This window comes from Escherichia sp. KTE31 (assembly GCF_000407925.1).
GTDB lineage: Bacteria > Pseudomonadota > Gammaproteobacteria > Enterobacterales > Enterobacteriaceae > Escherichia > Escherichia ruysiae.
The window spans coordinates 572,445-590,001 of record NZ_KE136723.1 but is presented as its reverse complement, the minus strand read 5'-3'; the positions used below and the strand labels follow the sequence as shown (position 1 = coordinate 590,001).

At 48.8% G+C, this 17,557-nt stretch carries 19 protein-coding genes and 1 pseudogene; 10 read left to right on the top strand and 10 right to left on the bottom strand.

All coding sequences use genetic code 11. From position 1 onward, the window contains the following. Positions 1-174: 174 nt before the first annotated feature. From WES_RS10495 to sad, 4 genes are all read right to left on the bottom strand, one after another. The gene (locus WES_RS10495) at positions 175-1,593 is read right to left on the bottom strand and encodes a GGDEF domain-containing protein (protein WP_016158258.1); all 1,419 of its coding nucleotides are present in this window, start codon (positions 1,591-1,593) and stop codon (positions 175-177) included. Between the two features lie 138 nt (positions 1,594-1,731). Beyond that, a complete protein-coding gene (locus WES_RS10500; RefSeq protein ID WP_001191034.1) occupies positions 1,732-2,091 on the bottom strand; it encodes a DUF4186 domain-containing protein in 360 nt (119 codons plus the stop codon). Next, the gene (glsB, locus tag WES_RS10505; protein WP_000257426.1) at positions 2,091-3,017 is read right to left on the bottom strand and encodes a glutaminase B; all 927 of its coding nucleotides are present in this window, start codon (positions 3,015-3,017) and stop codon (positions 2,091-2,093) included. The genes WES_RS10500 and glsB overlap by 1 nt, the downstream gene beginning before the upstream one ends. 63 nt (positions 3,018-3,080) lie before the next feature. Continuing rightward, positions 3,081-4,469, bottom strand: a complete 1,389-nt coding sequence (gene sad, locus WES_RS10510) for a succinate-semialdehyde dehydrogenase (protein WP_016158257.1) — start codon at positions 4,467-4,469, stop codon at positions 3,081-3,083. A gap of 100 nt (positions 4,470-4,569) precedes the next feature. On the opposite strand from sad, the gene ptrR reads away from it, so the two are divergent. Further along, complete coding sequence (ptrR, locus tag WES_RS10515; RefSeq protein ID WP_016158256.1) at positions 4,570-5,430, top strand: putrescine utilization regulator PtrR; 861 nt, start codon at positions 4,570-4,572, stop codon at positions 5,428-5,430. A 142-nt stretch (positions 5,431-5,572) separates the two neighbouring features. Next, positions 5,573-6,763, top strand: a pseudogene (ydeA, locus tag WES_RS10525) (L-arabinose MFS transporter). Between the two features lie 150 nt (positions 6,764-6,913). Here the strand turns inward: ydeA and marC are convergent. Further along, a complete protein-coding gene (gene marC / locus WES_RS10530) occupies positions 6,914-7,579 on the bottom strand; it encodes an NAAT family transporter MarC (protein ID WP_000885044.1) in 666 nt (221 codons plus the stop codon). A gap of 211 nt (positions 7,580-7,790) precedes the next feature. Between marC and marR the strand changes: the two genes are divergently transcribed. From marR to marB, 3 genes are read left to right on the top strand one after another with little or no spacing between them, the layout of a single operon-like run. Further along, positions 7,791-8,225 carry a multiple antibiotic resistance transcriptional regulator MarR gene (marR, locus tag WES_RS10535; protein WP_000843430.1) on the top strand — a complete coding sequence of 145 codons (435 nt, stop codon included), beginning with the start codon at positions 7,791-7,793 and terminating at the stop codon, positions 8,223-8,225. 20 nt (positions 8,226-8,245) lie between these two features. After that, the gene (gene marA, locus WES_RS10540) at positions 8,246-8,629 is read left to right on the top strand and encodes an MDR efflux pump AcrAB transcriptional activator MarA (RefSeq protein ID WP_000091195.1); all 384 of its coding nucleotides are present in this window, start codon (positions 8,246-8,248) and stop codon (positions 8,627-8,629) included. Between the two features lie 30 nt (positions 8,630-8,659). After that, positions 8,660-8,878 (top strand): multiple antibiotic resistance protein MarB, encoded by a 219-nt coding sequence (gene marB / locus WES_RS10545; protein ID WP_000803538.1) that lies wholly within the window; start codon positions 8,660-8,662, stop codon positions 8,876-8,878. 30 nt (positions 8,879-8,908) lie between these two features. Here marB and eamA read toward each other — a convergent pair whose 3' ends face one another. Further along, a complete protein-coding gene (eamA, locus tag WES_RS10550) occupies positions 8,909-9,808 on the bottom strand; it encodes an O-acetylserine/cysteine exporter (protein ID WP_016158253.1) in 900 nt (299 codons plus the stop codon). Positions 9,809-10,003: 195 nt separating this feature from the next. Between eamA and ydeE the strand changes: the two genes are divergently transcribed. Further along, positions 10,004-11,191 carry an efflux MFS transporter YdeE gene (gene ydeE, locus WES_RS10555; protein ID WP_001054149.1) on the top strand — a complete coding sequence of 396 codons (1,188 nt, stop codon included), beginning with the start codon at positions 10,004-10,006 and terminating at the stop codon, positions 11,189-11,191. A gap of 35 nt (positions 11,192-11,226) precedes the next feature. Here the strand turns inward: ydeE and WES_RS10560 are convergent, their stop codons facing one another. Continuing rightward, complete coding sequence (locus WES_RS10560; RefSeq protein WP_016158252.1) at positions 11,227-11,625, bottom strand: rhodanese-like domain-containing protein; 399 nt, start codon at positions 11,623-11,625, stop codon at positions 11,227-11,229. 94 nt (positions 11,626-11,719) lie between these two features. On the opposite strand from WES_RS10560, the gene ftrA reads away from it, so the two are divergent. The 3 genes from ftrA to mgtT all read left to right on the top strand — a co-directional run bounded on the left by ftrA (position 11,720) and on the right by mgtT (position 12,998). Continuing rightward, positions 11,720-12,691 (top strand): transcriptional regulator FtrA, encoded by a 972-nt coding sequence (gene ftrA / locus WES_RS10565; RefSeq protein ID WP_147598584.1) that lies wholly within the window; start codon positions 11,720-11,722, stop codon positions 12,689-12,691. A gap of 107 nt (positions 12,692-12,798) precedes the next feature. After that, a complete protein-coding gene (mgtS, locus tag WES_RS10570) occupies positions 12,799-12,894 on the top strand; it encodes a protein MgtS (RefSeq protein WP_000901364.1) in 96 nt (31 codons plus the stop codon). Continuing rightward, on the top strand, positions 12,894-12,998 hold the full coding sequence (mgtT, locus tag WES_RS24380; RefSeq protein WP_214678006.1) for a protein MgtT: 105 nt from the start codon (positions 12,894-12,896) through the stop codon (positions 12,996-12,998). Before mgtS ends, mgtT begins: the two co-directional genes overlap by 1 nt. Positions 12,999-13,113: 115 nt before the next feature. Here mgtT and dgcZ read toward each other — a convergent pair whose 3' ends face one another. Continuing rightward, complete coding sequence (gene dgcZ / locus WES_RS10575) at positions 13,114-14,004, bottom strand: diguanylate cyclase DgcZ (protein WP_016158250.1); 891 nt, start codon at positions 14,002-14,004, stop codon at positions 13,114-13,116. Between the two features lie 258 nt (positions 14,005-14,262). Further along, on the bottom strand, positions 14,263-14,655 hold the full coding sequence (gene ydeI / locus WES_RS10580; protein ID WP_016158249.1) for a YdeI family stress tolerance OB fold protein: 393 nt from the start codon (positions 14,653-14,655) through the stop codon (positions 14,263-14,265). A gap of 290 nt (positions 14,656-14,945) precedes the next feature. Here ydeI and WES_RS10585 point away from each other — a divergent pair, with 290 nt between their 5' ends. Continuing rightward, complete coding sequence (locus WES_RS10585) at positions 14,946-15,464, top strand: 2-oxo-tetronate isomerase (protein ID WP_016158248.1); 519 nt, start codon at positions 14,946-14,948, stop codon at positions 15,462-15,464. A gap of 45 nt (positions 15,465-15,509) precedes the next feature. Here the strand turns inward: WES_RS10585 and dcp are convergent, their stop codons facing one another. After that, a complete protein-coding gene (dcp, locus tag WES_RS10590; RefSeq protein WP_016158247.1) occupies positions 15,510-17,555 on the bottom strand; it encodes a peptidyl-dipeptidase Dcp in 2,046 nt (681 codons plus the stop codon). Positions 17,556-17,557 lie beyond the last annotated feature (2 nt).

Below are 17,557 nucleotides of genomic sequence, written 5' to 3'. Positions count from 1 at the left end.
TTAGCAAACTTTAATACACTGAACCCCTGTTTTGATCAACTCGTGATGATTAATTAGCAGGTTTAAGATAAAAATGTGGCGCGGATCATGGTTCCATCGAGGATTCTCCTCTTTCTCCAGTCAACAGAGTGGTAGAACACATTACGCTAAAACCGTGACAAAATAACAAAGCTGTCAGACAACTTCCTCACCATAACGCATGGTACTGGTGCGGTTACGCCCGTCTTTCTTCGACCGATAGAGACACGTATCAGCTTCAACCATCAATTTATTGAAGTCATCGGTTAGTGTGCGGTATGAAGCATCCCCACTACCGACGCCGATGCTAACCGTCAGATAAAGCGTCTTTTGTTGCCAGTTGAACGGTTGCAGTTCTACGCCTTTACGAATTTTCTCCGCCATCAGCAGACCATCAACGGGATTCATTGAAGGCACGGCTACGGCAAACTCTTCGCCTCCCATTCTTGCCACCAGCCCCTTATCGCCGACAATTTTCTGAATATGCTGGGCAAACACGCTTAACACTTTATCGCCACACTCATGACCATAGTTATCGTTAATGCTTTTGAAATAGTCGATATCAAGCAGCATGACGGTCAGATGTTGTGTCTGTTGCAGCGATGGACTTTTCAGCGCCTCATAAAGACCGGATCGTGAGTAAACCTGAGTCAGAAAATCAAAATCGGCTCGCAGCGCAACTTGCTTCATTAGCGAATTAATCGCTGCCACGCTAAAGGAAACCATAATCGGGCAAATCGCCATCGTCGCTATGCCGAGACGTGCGGAGAACATTTGTGGAATAGAGAACGGCGAACCGACGGCGATATCAATTACCGAATTTGCCACCAGTACGATCTCCACTGCTCCGGTGATAAAAGTCAGCAGACACGTCACCTGTGGCGTATAACGCACCGCACACCAGATTAATGCGGGCAGCGGGAACGTCAGACTCCCCGCTCCGCCAATGGCGACCGAGGCAATAACCGACACAATAAGCGCAATGACTGGCATCATCTGCTCTGCTTTAAAGCGCGGCCATACCCCAGGAATTGCCAGCGTCAGCATACAAGGAACAATCAACACGCCTGTTGAGAATTGTTCACTAAACCAGTCAGCAAGCAAAGGCCAGAAATCCAGACTATCAATACTGACCGAACCAATCGCCCCGACGATGGCACATAATAAAGCGGCAATCAGACAATAATTAAATAACCGTAATGCGCTTACTGGCTCGTACTTATTTTTCCCCAGACGCTTATCCCGCATAACCAGTAGGGCGACAGTTACGATAAACATCATATTGGATAAATTGATAACCAGTGAAACCAGCCCCCATTCGGTGGTCATGGCATCATAAACCAGCATTGCCACGTAACAGATGGCATAGTAATGCAGACGATTAAGCCAGACGTAGCGGGCAAATACCCCTGCCATCACGCCATTCAGTGGCCAGAAAAGAGAAAGTTCGTGAACCAGGCGTAGCTCTGCACCTATAAAATAGAACAGCGTCGTTAGCGCAAAAATTGCAATGCTATTACGTAGTAGATGACCTTCCTGGAACAAACGGAAAGTGGATATGGGGTGTACATGCATTAATTATCTGTCCATACAATTGCGAGTGGCAATTATCTCAACGCAATAAGTAAATTCTCATAAAGGATAGCATGTTCGCTGACAGCGGCGACAAAGAAAGATATCAATCAGATGATCTTTTGGCTTTTACCACCATTCTTATGGCTGATTCATCTGAATAACCAGCCAGTGATAGATAACCGTCACAATATAACGTTGTTGTTCTTCACTTAACGAAACACCCTGCGGAATGTTATGCCACTTAGCCAGACAGCCACGGCAACAGGTCGCGGTAGCGTGCTGAGCGATAAACACCGGATGTCCGCGCATGGGGGTTTGCTTACCGTCGTTCGCCGGTAATGCCGGAGCCAGACGCTTAGCGACAAAATCTGCCGCATGTTGTTCAATAACCGGCGCGCCCTTCTCCAGACAATACTGACGCTCCTTGACGCCCAGACGAAAGCGAGAGCGAAATTTTGAACGGGATAAACGCGCGAAGAGTGGATCAAGTGACTGCATTAATAAACCGAGCGTCCTAATTGTTTCGTCAATTGTTCAAGTACTGCGATACCGGCAAGCGAGTTACCTGCATCATCCAGTTCCGGGCTCCATACCGCAATAGCCATTTCATGCGGGACGATCGCAACAATACCGCCGCCAACGCCAGATTTCGCCGGAAGCCCTACCCGCCAGGCAAACTCCCCCGCGTTCTGGTACATTCCGCTCGTTGCCATCAGCGCGTTAATTTGCCGTGCCTGCATTGGCGTCACTACGGGCTCATCGATATGAATAGCCTTTCCCTGATTCGCCAGAAAGACAAACGTCCGCGCCAGCTCAACGCAGCTCATTTTCAGTGCACAGTAATGAAAGTAGTTTTGCAGAACGGTTGTCACATCATGATGGAAATTGCCAAACGACTTCATCAGCCAGGCGATCGCCGCATTTCTTGCGGAATGTTCAAACTCGGAGCGGGCAACCACCGTATCGTAGGCAATATCAGACACGCCGCTTAAGCCACGCACGACTTCCAGCATACGTTGCCGTGGTGCGCTTAATCGCCCTTGCAGCATATCGCAGACCACCAGCGCACCGGCATTAATAAACGGATTACGCGGAATGCCCTGCTCCATTTCCAGTTGCACTAAGGAATTGAACGGAGATCCCGACGGATCTTTGCCGACGCGTTGCCAGATTTCCTCTTCGGAGTAATGACGCATGGCGACAACGAGACTCAGCACTTTGGAAATAGACTGAATGGAAAAACGTTCTTGCGCGTCTCCGGCCTGGAAAAGCTGCCCATCAACGGTACAGATAGCAATCCCCAGACGGGAACCATCAACGGTTGCCAGTGCCGGAATATAATCAGCGACTTTACCCTGACCGATCAGCGGTCGCACTTGCCGCAAAATGGTCTCTAAAATTGCATTATCCATGGCGACAGCCACTCTCTGCTCCTTGCTCGCAGGTCTGAAAAGACCTGCGAGTATAACAGAGCTAAATATGTGACGTCAGATCCGGTCTTTCCACACCGTCTGGATATTACAGAACTCATGTAAGCCGAAATGAGAAAGTTCACGCCCAAAACCGCTCTTCTTCACACCGCCAAAAGCAACCCGTGCGTCGCTGGCACAGAAACCGTTGATAAACACGCCGCCGCATTCCAGACGTGCCGCCATCTGTCTGGCTTGTGTTTCGTCAGTAGTAAAAATCGTCGCAGAAAGGCCGAACTCACTGTCATTTGCCAGTTCCAGCGCATGTTCTGCATCTCTCGCTACGGTGATTGCCGCAACGGGGCCAAACATTTCTTCACGAAATGCGGTCATTTCTGGGGTGACATTTGCCAGAACCGTTGGCGGATAGTAGTTACCTGCCCCAGCCATCTTTTCCCCACCCAGTAACAGACGTGCGCCCTGCGCCAGGGTTTTTTCCACCTGATGATGCAACTCATCACGCAAGTCAAAACGTGCCATCGGACCAAGATCGTTCTCTTCGTCACGGGGATCGCCCATTTTCAACGCTGCCGCAGCCGCTACAAAACGTTCGGTAAATGCCGAAGCAATCCCCTCTTCGATGATAAAGCGTTTTGCCGCCGCGCAAACCTGTCCGGTATTCTGGTAACGCCCGGCTACCGCCGCTTTCACCGCCAGTTCCAGATCGGCATCGTTAAGCACAATAAACGGATCTGAACCGCCCAGCTCCAGTACGCATTTTTTCAGTGCCGCACCAGCCTGTGCACCAATAGCCGCTCCTGCACGGACACTTCCGGTTACGGTGACCGCCGCAATACGTGAATCTTTAATCATCTGACTGACACCATCGTTGTCAGCATTCAGCCAGCCATATACACCTTGTGGGATACCCGCATCTTTAAACACCTGGGCAATGAGCTGAGCACAGCCCATCACATTCGGCGCGTGCTTAAGTAAGTAGCCGTTACCTGCAAGAATGATGGGAACAGCGCCACGCATCACCTGCCATAAAGGAAAGTTCCACGGCATAATCGCCAGAATCGTCCCCATCGGTCGATACTCAATAACCGCCTGCTGATTCTCAACCAGCGTTGGTTCCGCTTTCAGCATTGCCGGGCCATGTTCTGCATACCAGTCACACAAATTCGCCGATTTCGCCACTTCGGCACGCGCCTGTCTGATGGGTTTACCCATTTCACGGGTGATCATTTGCGCCATCTCTTCGCTGCGAGTGCGCAGAGCTTTACCGATATCACGCAGTTTTTCCGCCCGGTAATCTACACTTGTCTCGCGCCAGCCGCGAAAACCTTCCACTGCAAGCTGAAGAGCGTTTTCAATATCGTCAGCGCCAGCCCAGGGCAGTGAAGAAAGTTGTTCACCATTGGCTGGATTTATCGAAATGGCATGGGTCGCCGGAGTGATGGTCATTGGGGTATCTCCTTTATGAGTTATGGTTTGAAGATACGTAGATTTACTCTTGTTTGAAAATGAATAATATTAAGCCACTTATTCACAAATCGAGAATACTATGGATCTGACTCAACTGGAGATGTTCAACGCAGTTGCCGAGGCTGGCAGCATTACCCAGGCTGCGGCTAAAGTACATCGTGTGCCGTCAAATCTCACGACTCGTATACGTCAACTGGAAACAGAGCTCGGTGTTGAGCTGTTTATCCGCGAAAATCAGCGTTTACGTCTCTCTCCCGCCGGGCATAACTTTTTACGCTACAGCCAACAAATTCTCGCGCTGGTGGATGAGGCGCGAAATGTCGTGGCTGGCGATGAGCCGCAGGGTCTGTTTTCTCTCGGATCGCTGGAAAGCACCGCCGCAGTGCGTATTCCGGCAACGCTGGCAGAATTTAACCGCCGTTACCCCAAAATTCAGTTTTCACTTTCCACCGGCCCTTCTGGCACGATGCTGGACGGCGTACTGGAAGGAAAACTGAATGCGGCATTTATTGATGGGCCGATTAACCATACCGCCATCGACGGGATACCGGTATATCGCGAAGAGCTGATGATCGTCACGCCACAAGGACATGCGCCAGTAACCCGCGCCAGTCAGGTTGATGGTTACAACATCTATGCCTTTCGCGCCAATTGTTCTTATCGCCGTCATTTTGAGAGCTGGTTTCATGCTGACGGCGCAGCACCGGGGACTATTCATGAGATGGAGTCGTATCACGGGATGTTGGCCTGTGTGGTCGCGGGTGCGGGCATTGCGCTTATCCCACGATCTATGCTGGAAAGTATGCCCGGGCATCATCAGGTTGAAGCGTGGCCGTTGGCTGAGAAATGGCGCTGGTTAACGACCTGGCTGGTCTGGCGTCGCGGGGCGAAAACGCGTCCGCTTGAGGCGTTTATTGAACTGCTGGATGTACCAGACTAAATGTTGTACCTGCTACTCACGCTGCCGTTGATACAGCATGAATCGGCGAAACGCGACATAGATCACAAAACCGTTGTATTCAGATCATTAACCGTTTTAAGATCATTTTATTACCTTTTCGCAACTCATCCGATAATCGGTTATGACAACAAATATTGTTTCCCGCAAAGTGGCGTGGCTACGGGTCGTTACGCTGGCAGTTGCCGCCTTCATCTTCAATACCACCGAATTTGTGCCTGTAGGTTTGCTTTCTGATATTGCGCAAAGCTTTCATATGCAAACCGCACAAGTCGGTATCATGTTGACCATTTATGCGTGGGTGGTGGCTCTAATGTCACTGCCTTTTATGCTAATGACCAGCCAGGTTGAACGCCGCAAATTACTGATCTGTCTGTTTGTGGTGTTTATCGCCAGCCACATACTGTCGTTTTTATCGTGGAGCTTTACCGTTCTGGTGATCAGTCGTATTGGTGTGGCTTTCGCCCATGCTATTTTCTGGTCGATTACGGCGTCTCTGGCAATCCGTATGGCGCCAGCCGGGAAGCGAGCGTAGGCATTGAGTTTAATTGCCACCGGCACAGCACTGGCGATGGTATTAGGTTTACCTCTCGGGCGCATTGTGGGGCAGTATTTCGGCTGGCGAATGACCTTCTTCGCAATTGGTATCGGGGCGCTTATCACCCTTTTGTGCCTGATCAAATTACTTCCATTACTGCCCAGTGAGCACTCTGGTTCGTTAAAAAGTCTTCCGCTGCTGTTTCGTCGCCCGGCATTGATGAGCATTTATTTGCTGACGGTGGTCGTGGTCACCGCCCATTACACGGCATACAGCTATATTGAACCTTTTGTGCAAAACGTTGCGGGGTTCAGCGCCAACTTTGCCACGGCATTGCTGTTGATGCTCGGTGGTGCGGGCATCATTGGTAGCGTGATTTTCGGTAAGCTGGGTAATCAGTACGCATCTGTGCTGGTCAGCGCGGCGATTGCGCTATTGCTGGTGTGCCTGGCGCTACTGTTGCCTTCGGCAAGTAGCGAGATACACCTCGGCGTGCTGAGCATTTTCTGGGGGATTGCGATGATGATCATCGGGCTTGGGATGCAGGTTAAAGTACTGGCGCTGGCACCGGATGCCACCGACGTTGCGATGGCGCTCTTTTCCGGGATATTTAATATTGGCATTGGCGCCGGAGCACTGGTGGGTAATCAGGTAAGTCTGCACTGGTCGATGTCGATGATTGGTTATGTGGGCGCAGTTCCGGCACTCGCCGCGTTGATATGGTCAATTATCATATTCCGCCGCTGGCCTGTGACACTCGAAGAACAAACTCGGTAGTTTAAAGACCCGAACAGGCCGCTTTGTTCGGGTCGGTAAATACAAAAGCACTCAAACTCAATACATTGCAGAGATTACGTAGGCCTGATAAGCGTAGCGCATCAGGCAATGTTGCGTTTGTCATCTGTCTCAGACCCATTCGGGTCTTTTTTAATGGTAAGTTTTAATAATTTCCAGGATGCCGTTAATAATAAACTGCACGCCCATACAAACCAGCAAGAAGCCCATCAGGCGGGAGATTGCTTCAATTCCCCCTTTCCCCACCAGCCGCATAATGGCACCAGAGCTACGCAGGCTTCCCCATAAAATGACCGCCACCAGGAAAAAGATCAGCGGCGGCGCAACCATCAGAACCCAGTCCGCGAAGGTTGAACTCTGACGCACCGTTGACGCCGAGCTAATGATCATCGCAATGGTTCCCGGTCCGGCGGTACTTGGCATTGCCAGTGGCACAAAAGCAATATTGGCGCTGGGTTCATCTTCCAGTTCTTCTGATTTGCTTTTTGCTTCCGGTGAATCCGTTGCCTTTTGCTGAGGAAAGAGCATACGGAAACCGATAAACGCGACAATTAAACCACCGGCAATACGTAGACCGGGAATCGAAATTCCGAACGTGTCCATCACCAGTTGCCCGGCGTAATACGCCACCATCATGATGGCAAATACGTATACCGAGGCCATCAACGACTGGCGATTACGTTCGGCGCTGTTCATGTTGCCCGCCAGGCCAAGAAATAACGCGACTGTCGTTAATGGGTTGGCTAACGGCAGCAACACCACCAGCCCCAGACTAATTGCTTTAAACAAATCTAACATTGGTGGTTGTTGTCCTGTGTGTCTGAGTAATCAGCGAAAAGTATAAAGGGAAAACAAAGAGAAAGTTTCACTCTTTAACTAATCTTGCATAGCACTGACCAAAACTTGAACCGATTTAGCAAAACGTGGCATCAGACAATTCATTCATTTGACATATACTTGCCTGGGCAATATTATCCCCTGCAACTAATTACTTGCCAGGGCAACCATTGTGAAAAGTACCAGCGACCTGTTCAATGAAATCATCCCCTTGGGTCGCTTAATCTATATGGTTAATCAGAAGAAAGACCGTCTGCTTAACGATTATCTGTCTCCGCTGGATATCACTGCGGCACAGTTTAAGGTGCTCTGCTCTATCCGCTGCGCGGCGTGCATTACACCGGTTGAACTGAAAAAAGTGTTGTCGGTCGACCTGGGAGCACTGACCCGTATGCTGGATCGCCTGGTCTGTAAAGGCTGGGTAGAACGGTTGCCGAACCCGAATGACAAGCGCGGCGTGCTGGTAAAGCTCACCACCAGCGGCGCAGCGATATGTGAACAATGCCATCAATTAGTTGGCCAGGACCTGCATCAAGAATTAACAAAAAACCTGACGGCGGACGAAGTGGCAACGCTTGAGCATTTGCTTAAGAAAGTCCTGCCGTAAACAAAAAAAGAGGTATGACGATGTCCAGACGCAACACTGACGCTATTACCATTCATAGCATTTTGGACTGGATCGAGGACAACCTGGAATCGCCACTGTCACTGGAGAAAGTGTCAGAGCGTTCGGGTTACTCCAAATGGCACCTGCAACGGATGTTTAAAAAAGAAACCGGTCATTCATTAGGCCAATATATCCGCAGCCGTAAGATGACAGAAATCGCGCAAAAGCTGAAAGAAAGCAACGAGCCGATACTCTATCTGGCAGAACGTTATGGTTTCGAGTCCCAGCAAACGCTGACCCGAACCTTCAAAAACTACTTTGATGTTCCGCCGCATAAATACCGGATGGCTAATATTCAGGGCGAATCGCGCTTTTTACATCCATTAAATCATTACAATAGCTAGTTGAAACGTGACAACGTCACTGAGGCAATCATGAAACCACTTTTATCCGCAATGATAACCGCGCTTATTGTCTTTTCTGCGCAAGGCTTTGCGGAACAAACCACGCAGCCGACGGTTATTCCCTGTGGTGATGAAGTGATTGTTCCCCCATCGCAGGAACAACCACCATTCGATTTAAATCACATGGGTACAGGCAGTGATAAGTCGGATGCGCTGGGCGTGCCCTATTATAATCAACACGCCATGTAGTTAATTCTGGCCCCGACATCTCGGGGCTTATTAACTTCTCACCTTCACCGCTTTACGCCACCGCAAACCAAACACATTGATATACAGCCCGCCCATTATCAGCACCGCACCGAAGAATTGCAGACCCGTTAATCGTTCATCTAACAATAACGCCGCACTTGCCAGACCGACCACCGGGACAAGTAACGATAACGGTGCCACGCGCCAGGTTTCATAACGCCCAAGCAGCGTACCCCAGATCCCATAGCCGACAATTGTCGCCACAAACGCCAGGTACATCAGAGACAAAATGGTGGTCACGTCGATAGTGACCAGGCTGTGAATCATTGTTGCGGAACCATCGAGAATGAACGAGGCAACAAAAAACGGGAGAATCGGGATCAATGCGCTCCACACTACCAGCGACATCACTGCCGGGCGCGATGAGTGCGACATGATCTTTTTATTGAAGATGTTGCCACACGCCCAGCTAAATGCTGCCGCCAGGGTCAGCATAAAACCGAGCATCGCCACATGTTGACCGTTCAGGCTATCTTCAATCAACACCAGCACGCCAAATATCGCTAAGGCGATCCCCGCCAGTTGCTTGCCATGCAGTCGCTCACCGAAAGTAAACGCGCCGAGGACAATCGTAAAAAACGCCTGTGCCTGTAAAACCAGCGAAGCAAGACCTGCAGGCATACCGAAGTTAATGGCACAGAACAGAAAGGCAAACTGCGCAAAACTGATGGTTAAACCATACCCCAGCAGCAAATTCAGCGGTACTTTCGGTCGTGCTACAAAAAAGATTGCCGGGAAGGCTACCAGCATAAAGCGCAAACCGGCCAACATCAGCGGTGGCATATTATGAAGCCCCACTTTGATGACCACAAAATTAAGCCCCCACACTACCACTACCAGTAGCGCCAACACCCCATCTTTTCGCGACATTCTACCGCCCCTGAATTTTCATCTTTTGTAAGCAATCAACTTAGCGGAATTTACTTTTCTTTAACAGTTGATTCGTTAGTCACCGTTTACGACGGCATTAATGCGCAAATAAGTCGCTATACTTCGGATTTTTGCCATGCTATTTCTTTACATCTCTAAAACAAAACATAACGAAACGCACTGCCGGACAGCCAAATGAACTTATCTCTGCGACGCTCTACCAGCGCCCTTCTTGCCTCGTCGTTGTTATTAACCATCGGACGCGGCGCTACGCTGCCGTTTATGACCATTTATTTGAGTCGCCAGTACGGTCTGGGTGTCGATTTGATTGGTTATGCGATGACAATTGCGCTTACTATCGGCGTCGTTTTCAGCCTCGGGTTTGGCATTCTGGCGGATAAGTTCGACAAGAAACGTTATATGTTACTGGCAATTACCGCCTTCGCCAGCGGTTTTATCGCCATTCCCCTGGTGGACAACGTGACGCTGGTGGTGCTGTTCTTCGCGCTCATTAACTGTGCGTATTCCGTTTTTGCTACCGTGTTGAAAGCCTGGTTTGCCGATAATCTTTCCTCCGCCAGTAAAACGAAGATCTTCTCGATCAACTACACCATGCTCAACATTGGCTGGACCATCGGCCCACCACTCGGCACGCTGTTAGTAATGCAAAGTATCAATCTGCCCTTTTGGCTGGCAGCCATCTGTTCTGCGTTTCCTGTGCTTTTCATTCAAATTTGGGTGAAACGCAGCGAGAAAATCATCGCCACAGAGACAGGCAGCGTCTGGTCACCAAAGGTTTTGTTACAGGATAAAGCTCTGCTGTGGTTCACCTGCTCAGCCTTTCTGGCTTCTTTCGTGAGCGGAGCGTTTGCCTCGTGCATTTCACAATACGTGATGGTGATTGCTGATGGTGATTTTGCCGAAAAGGTGGTCGCGGTTGTTCTTCCGGTTAATGCTGCGATGGTAGTTACGTTGCAATATTCCGTGGGCCGGCGCATTAATCCGACCAACATCCGCGCGCTAATGACGGCCGGCACTCTCTGTTTTGTCGTCGGTCTGGTCGGGTTTATCTTATCGGGCAACAGCCTGCTACTTTGGGGAATTTCAGCCGCCGTGTTTACTCTTGGCGAAATCATTTATGCCCCTGGCGAATATATGTTGATTGACCATATTGCACCATCAGGGATGAAAGCCAGCTATTTTTCCGCCCAGTCTTTAGGCTGGCTTGGTGCAGCGATTAACCCATTAGTGAGTGGCGTCGTGCTCACCAGCCTGCCGCCGTCCTCGCTGTTTGTCATCTTAGCGTTGGCGATCATTGCTGCGTGGGTGCTGATGTTAAAAGGCATTCACGCAAGACCCTGGGGGCAGCCGGTTCTTTGTTGACTCACTGCCGTGCCTTAACGGCACGGCTTGACTCATTATTTTCCTGTTGCAAAGGCGTAGCCTTCATCTTCCCAGCCGGTTACCCCGCCGATCATGATTTTAACTGGCCTTCCTAACCGAGCCAGTTTGAGTGCCGCGCGGTCTGCGCCGTTACAATGTGGCCCCGCGCAATACACCACAAACAGAGTATCTTCCGACCATTGAGCCATTCTCTCTTCGGTCATTTGCTTATGGGGCAGATGAATCGCGCCGGGGACATGCCGACGGGCGAAATCCTCTTCACGCCCGACCACATGCAGCAAAACGAAATCATCGCCAATGTAGGCCAGCGAGTCATGAACATCGGCGCAATCCGTTTCGACACTCAAACGCGCGAGAAAATGAGCTTCGGCAGCTTCTGGCATCGCTGCGGTAAATTCAGTGACATAACGCATATTGCTTTTTCCTTTTGGGTTGTTGTGTTAACAATAATGTAACCAATCAACCTTTCACTGACCGCCTTCCGATATGCCAGAAAAAAGCAAAATGATGACAACAGTACAACGACCGCTAGTCGCTGTGCTGGCCTATGACGGGCTTTGTACTTTTGAATTCGGTGTAGCCGTTGAAATCTTCGGTCTGCCACGCCCGGAACTCGGCGATAACTGGTATCGGTTTGCTGTTGCGGCGGTAGAACCCGGCGCGCTGCAAGCTACTGGCGGGATCCACGTAGTTGCGGATGGCGGGCTGGAGCTACTGACTGAAGCCGATATGATTATTATTCCAGGCTGGCGCGGTATAGATGCAACAGTACCAGAAGTACTATGTCAGGCGTTGCGCGAAGCACATCAACGCGGTACTCGCCTGGTTTCGATATGCTCGGGCGTATTTGTCCTTGCCGCCGCAGGCCTTCTTCACCAGCGAAAAGCGACCACCCACTGGCGCTACACTGAACAACTCCAGCATCGTTACCCTTCAATTCACGTAAGTGACAATGTGTTATATCAGGATGAAGGACAAGTGATGACATCCGCCGGAAGCGCAGCAGGGATCGATCTGTGCTTACATATCGTGCGCAAAGATTATGGTCACGAAATTGCTAATAATGTCGCCCGGCGGCTGGTCATTCAGCCACATCGCCACGGTGAGCAACCACAAAACCTGACACGCCCGATGGCTGCGCCGCGTGAAAGCCATACGTTAGGCGCATTATTCGACTTTTTACAGCAAAATCTGGCACAAACGCATACCGTTGCCTCTCTCGCCGGACGAGTGAATATGAGTCAACGTACTTTTTTAAGACGTTTTGTCGCCTTAACGGGTATGACACCCGCCCGCTGGCTTCTCAATGAGCGATTAATGCGAGTGGAGGATTATCTGCAAAATTCGTCGTTTAGCATCGATAAAATTGCCGAGCTGACGGGGTTTGGTAATTCATCTTTACTGCGTCATCATTTTCACCAGCGTTTTTTATTATCCCCTTCACAATATCGGAAAAACAGCCGCTCCTCATCACATTAACCCTCTAATTCAGCCTTCGTTTAGGTTACCTCTGCTAATATCTTTCTCATTGAGATGAAAATTAAGGTAAGAGAGGAAACACACCACACCATAAACGGAGGCAAATAATGCTGGGTAATATGAATGTTTTTATAGCTGTGCTGGGAATAATTTTATTTTCTGGCTTTCTGGCCGCGTATTTCAGCCACAAATGGGATGACTAATGAACGGAGATAATCCCTCACCTAACCGGCCCCTTGTTACAATTGTGTACAAGGGGCCTGATTTTTCTGACGGCGAAAAAAAACCGCCAGTAAACCGGCGGTGAATGCTTGCATGGATAGATTTGTGTTTTTACTTTTGCGCTAACAGGCTTTTCTCTGCACTGGTAACGGATCATTGACACAGTAGCACTATTTTTCTCAATGAATGTTAAACGGCGATTAAACTCGGGTAATCACGTTTTGTTCGTCAATAAACATGCAGCGATTTCTTCCGGTTTGCTTACCCTCATACATTGCCCGGTCTGCTCTTCCGATGACCACATCCAGCGGTTCTTCAGGAAATGCACGGCTCACACCTGCGGTCACGGTTATGTTGATATGCCCTTCAGAATGTGCGATTGCATGGTTATCGACTAACTGGCAAATGCGTACTCCGGCACGACAGGCATCTTCATCATTAGCAGCTTTGACAATGATGATAAATTCTTCGCCGCCATAGCGATAAACCGTTTCATAATCACGTGTCCAGGTAGCTAAGTAAGTTGCCAGGGTGCGTAATACCACATCACCGATTAAATGCCCGTAGGTATCATTAACCAATTTAAATCGGTCTATATCCAGCAGCATTAAATAGAGATTCAGTGGTTCAGCATTACGTAATTGATGATCAAAGGATTCATCAAGAACCCGACGACCAGGTAATCCAGTCAGAACATCCATATTGCTACGAATCGTCAGCAAATAAATTTTGTAATCGGTTAATGCTGCCGTAAAAGAAAGTAACCCTTCCTGAAATTCATCAAAATGAGCGTCCTGCCAGCGATTTTCGACAATAGCCAACATTAATTCCCGACCACAGTTATGCATATGTTGATGGGCAGAATCCATTAGCCGAACGTAAGGTAATTCATCGTTATCGAGTGGCCCCAGATGATCAATCCAGCGACCGAACTGGCACAGTCCATAAGAATGGTTATCCGTAATTTCTGGCTTACTGGCATCTCTCGCTACCACGCTGTGAAACATACTCACCAGCCATTGGTAATGGGCGTCGATAGCCTTATTGAGATTTAACAAGATGGCATCGATTTCCGTTGTCTTCTTGATCATTGCCACTCCTTTTTCACAGTTCCTTGTGCGCCGTATTCTACCGAGAGAAAAGAAAAATTACGTCAATATTTTAATAGAAACCCTAATCTGAGACGACGTTAAAGATAACATTGTGATTTAAAACAAAATAAGCAGATAAAAAAGTGTTTAATTCTGTAAATTATCTCTTCCTTGCGCCATAAAACAGAGGCAAATAACATAAACAGCAAAGCCTGATGCCCCAATTGATTGGGCCATCAGACGCATTTATTTTTGTGACTATTTCTGCAGATGTGTGACTCGAACGACGACTGGGGTGCTTTTCTTATCCAGACTCCCGCTAATGTTGATCATCTGGTCAGGCTGAACTTGTCGTCCATCAAAAACGGCAGCAGGAATAACAACATTAATTTCGCCGCTCTTATCGCGAAAAACGTAACGGTCTTCACCCTTGTGGGAAATTAAATTACCTCGTAATGAAACTGAGGCACCATCATGCATAGTTTTCGCAAAATCAACGGTCATTTTTTTTGCATCATCAGTTCCGCGATAGCCGTCTTCTATTGCATGTGGCGGTGGTGGCGCAGCATCCTGTTTTAAGCCGCCCTGGTCATCCGCTAACGCATAAGGCATGACAAGAAAACCTGCTAATACAATGGCCTGAAATTTCATACTAACTCCTTAATTGCGTTTGGTTTGACTTATTAAGTCTGGTTGCTATTTTTATAATTGACAAATAAGAATCATACTGATTGTTATAAAACAATTAAAATCAGTCAGCTAGCAACAAGATCTTCAGCAAATTTAACTCAAAATGACAATAAAAAGATTAAAGAAAGCTGTGTTTAAGTCTTAAATATATTTTCAGAATAATCGGCTTTATAAATTTGATTTTTATTATAGTGAAAGAACATACAAAAAAGGCAAATCACCTTTGCAGCTAATAGCGTGGACAAACAACGATGAACATTAATAGCAATAAAATTGTACAACTTGCAGATAGCGATACCATTGAAAACCTGACATCCGCGTTGAGCCAAAGACTTATCGCTGATCAATTACGCTTAACTACCGCCGAATCATGCACTGGCGGTAAGTTGGCTTGCGCGCTGTGTGCTGCTGAAGACACACCAAAGTTTTACGGCGCAGGCTTTGTCACCTTTACCGATCAAGCCAAAATGAAAATCCTTGGCGTCAGTCAGCAATCTCTTGAGAAATATACGGCAGTGAGTGAGAAGATAGCGACAGAAATGGCAACTGGTGCCAAAGAGCGCGCAGATGTCGATATTAGTATTGCCATTACCGGCTACGGTGGGCCTGAAGGTGGGCAGGATGGTACGCCCGCAGGCACAGTCTGGTTCGCATGGAATATTAAAGGAAAAATGCATACTGCGGTTATGCATTTTGATGGCGATTGCGAAACGGTATTAGCATTGGCGGTTCGATTTGCACTGGCGCAGCTTTTGAAATTACTGGAGTGACGTTCTGGCCTGGCTTCACGCCAGACCAGCCATATTTACAGAAAATTAGACGTCCAGCCCGCGATGTTGCAACATCGGTGCAATCTGTGGTGCCTTACCGCGCCATTGACGATACAGGCGTTCTAAATCTTCGCTGTTGCCTCTGGAAAGAATCGCCTCGCGAAAACGTTGCCCATTCTCACGCGTTAAGCCGCCCTGCTCGATAAACCATTGATAACCATCGTCTGCCAGCATTTGCGTCCACAAATAGGCGTAATATCCCGCCGCATATCCACCACCAAAAATGTGGGCGAAATAACTGCTGCGATAACGTGGCGGTACGGCGGGAAGATCCATATTTTCCGCCGCCAGCGCCCGCAGTTCGAAATCATTCACATCCTGCATCGCTTCATGCTCTTGCAGACAGTGCCAGCGCATATCAAGAAGTGCGGCGCTAAGCAGTTCGCTCATCTCATAACCTTTATTGAACAGGCTGGCATTACGCATTTTTTGTTGCAACTCTTCCGGCATTGCTTTCCCGGTCTGATAATGCCGGGCGTAGCGCGCGAATACCTGCGGATGCATTGCCCAATGCTCGTTGATTTGCGAAGGAAATTCGACAAAATCGCGTGGTGTATTGGTGCCAGAAAGCGTGGCATAACGCTGGCAGGCAAACAGACCGTGCAACGTATGCCCAAACTCATGGAATAATGTAATAACATCGTCCCACAGCAACAATGCGGGTTCATCTGTTGCCGGTTTCTGATAATTACAAACGTTATAGATTACCGGGCGTGTTTCATTGAGCGTAGATTGCTCTACAAAATTACCCATCCATGCGCCGCCGCTTTTTGAATCACGGGCGAAGAAATCACCGTAAAATAACGCCAGTCCCTCGCCATTATGATCAAAAATTTCCCATACGCGGACATCAGGATGGTAAACAGGAATATCAAAACGTTCGACAAACTTAATACCGAAGAGCTGATTGGCGGTCCAGAATACACCTTCATTCAACACCGTGTTTAATTCGAAATAAGGTTTAAGCTGCGCCTCATCGAGACAGAATTTCTCCCGCCGCACCTGTTCAGCATAAAATGCCCAGTCCCACGGCTGGGCGCTGAACCCGCCCTGCTGATTATCAATAACCGCCTGTATAGACGCTAATTCATCGCTCGCACGTTGACGTGCCGCCGGAACAATTTCCCGCATAAAGTTGAGTGCTGCTTCTGGTGTTTTTGCCATCTGATCGGCAATTTTCCATGCGGCATAATAAGGGAAACCAAGTAGTTTCGCCTGTTGGGCGCGGATCTCCACAAGCCGTTGAATGATGGAACGAGTATCATTGCCATCGTTTTTTTCCGCGCGTGTCCACCCCGCAGTGAACAGTTTTTCACGTGTAGAACGATCGCGGAGTTCCGCAAGCGCCGGTTGTTGCGTGGTATTCAGCAATGGAATAAGCCATTTGTTTTCCAGACCTTTCTCGCGAGCCGCCTCAGCCGCCAGCGCAATTTCTTGCTCACTCATGCCTGCCAGTTGCTGAACATCGTCAACCACCAACCCACCGGATTTGTTCGCGGCTAATAATCGCTGGTTAAACTGACTGGTCAGGGTTGCGGCTTCTGTGTTCAGCAATTTTAATTTTGCTTTATCAGCATCTTCAAGTTTGGCACCGGCAAGAACAAAACGCTGATGAATAACTTCAACCAAACGAATAGATTCACTATCAAGACCCAGCGTTTCGCGCCGCTGCCAGACAGCATCTACCCGCGCGAATAATTCACCATTCAGGTAGATATCATTCGCCAGTTCCGCCAGTTCCGCCGAGAACTGTTCATCAAGACGCTGTAATTCATCATTAGTATGCGCCGAGGTCGTGGCAAAGAAGACGCTGGTAACACGAGTGAGTAATTCCCCGCTCTTTTCGAGAGCCAGAATAGTGTTATTAAAATCGGGCGTCTGCGGGTTTAAAGCTATCGCCTCTATCTCAACCCGCTTTTGCCGCATCCCCTCATCGAATGCCGGGCGATAGTGTTGATTTTCAATCTGATCAAAATGGGGAGCCATATACGGCAGAGTACTCTGCGTAAGGAAAGGATTCGTCGTTGACATTT

Excerpts from the sequence above, each read along its gene's own strand:
- WES_RS10495 (WP_016158258.1), bottom strand. The coding sequence starts at position 1,593 with ATGCATGTACACCCCATATCCACTTTCCGTTTGTTCCAGGAAGGTCAT.
- WES_RS10500 (WP_001191034.1), bottom strand. The coding sequence starts at position 2,091 with ATGCAGTCACTTGATCCACTCTTCGCGCGTTTATCCCGTTCAAAATTT.
- sad (WP_016158257.1), bottom strand. The coding sequence starts at position 4,469 with ATGACCATCACTCCGGCGACCCATGCCATTTCGATAAATCCAGCCAAT.
- ptrR (WP_016158256.1), top strand. The coding sequence starts at position 4,570 with ATGGATCTGACTCAACTGGAGATGTTCAACGCAGTTGCCGAGGCTGGC.
- marC (WP_000885044.1), bottom strand. The coding sequence starts at position 7,579 with ATGTTAGATTTGTTTAAAGCAATTAGTCTGGGGCTGGTGGTGTTGCTG.
- marA (WP_000091195.1), top strand. The coding sequence starts at position 8,246 with ATGTCCAGACGCAACACTGACGCTATTACCATTCATAGCATTTTGGAC.
- marB (WP_000803538.1), top strand. The coding sequence starts at position 8,660 with ATGAAACCACTTTTATCCGCAATGATAACCGCGCTTATTGTCTTTTCT.
- eamA (WP_016158253.1), bottom strand. The coding sequence starts at position 9,808 with ATGTCGCGAAAAGATGGGGTGTTGGCGCTACTGGTAGTGGTAGTGTGG.
- ydeE (WP_001054149.1), top strand. The coding sequence starts at position 10,004 with ATGAACTTATCTCTGCGACGCTCTACCAGCGCCCTTCTTGCCTCGTCG.
- WES_RS10560 (WP_016158252.1), bottom strand. The coding sequence starts at position 11,625 with ATGCGTTATGTCACTGAATTTACCGCAGCGATGCCAGAAGCTGCCGAA.
- ftrA (WP_147598584.1), top strand. The coding sequence starts at position 11,720 with ATGACAACAGTACAACGACCGCTAGTCGCTGTGCTGGCCTATGACGGG.
- mgtS (WP_000901364.1), top strand. The coding sequence starts at position 12,799 with ATGCTGGGTAATATGAATGTTTTTATAGCTGTGCTGGGAATAATTTTA.
- mgtT (WP_214678006.1), top strand. The coding sequence starts at position 12,894 with ATGAACGGAGATAATCCCTCACCTAACCGGCCCCTTGTTACAATTGTG.
- dgcZ (WP_016158250.1), bottom strand. The coding sequence starts at position 14,004 with ATGATCAAGAAGACAACGGAAATCGATGCCATCTTGTTAAATCTCAAT.
- ydeI (WP_016158249.1), bottom strand. The coding sequence starts at position 14,655 with ATGAAATTTCAGGCCATTGTATTAGCAGGTTTTCTTGTCATGCCTTAT.
- WES_RS10585 (WP_016158248.1), top strand. The coding sequence starts at position 14,946 with ATGAACATTAATAGCAATAAAATTGTACAACTTGCAGATAGCGATACC.
- dcp (WP_016158247.1), bottom strand. The coding sequence starts at position 17,555 with ATGTCAACGACGAATCCTTTCCTTACGCAGAGTACTCTGCCGTATATG.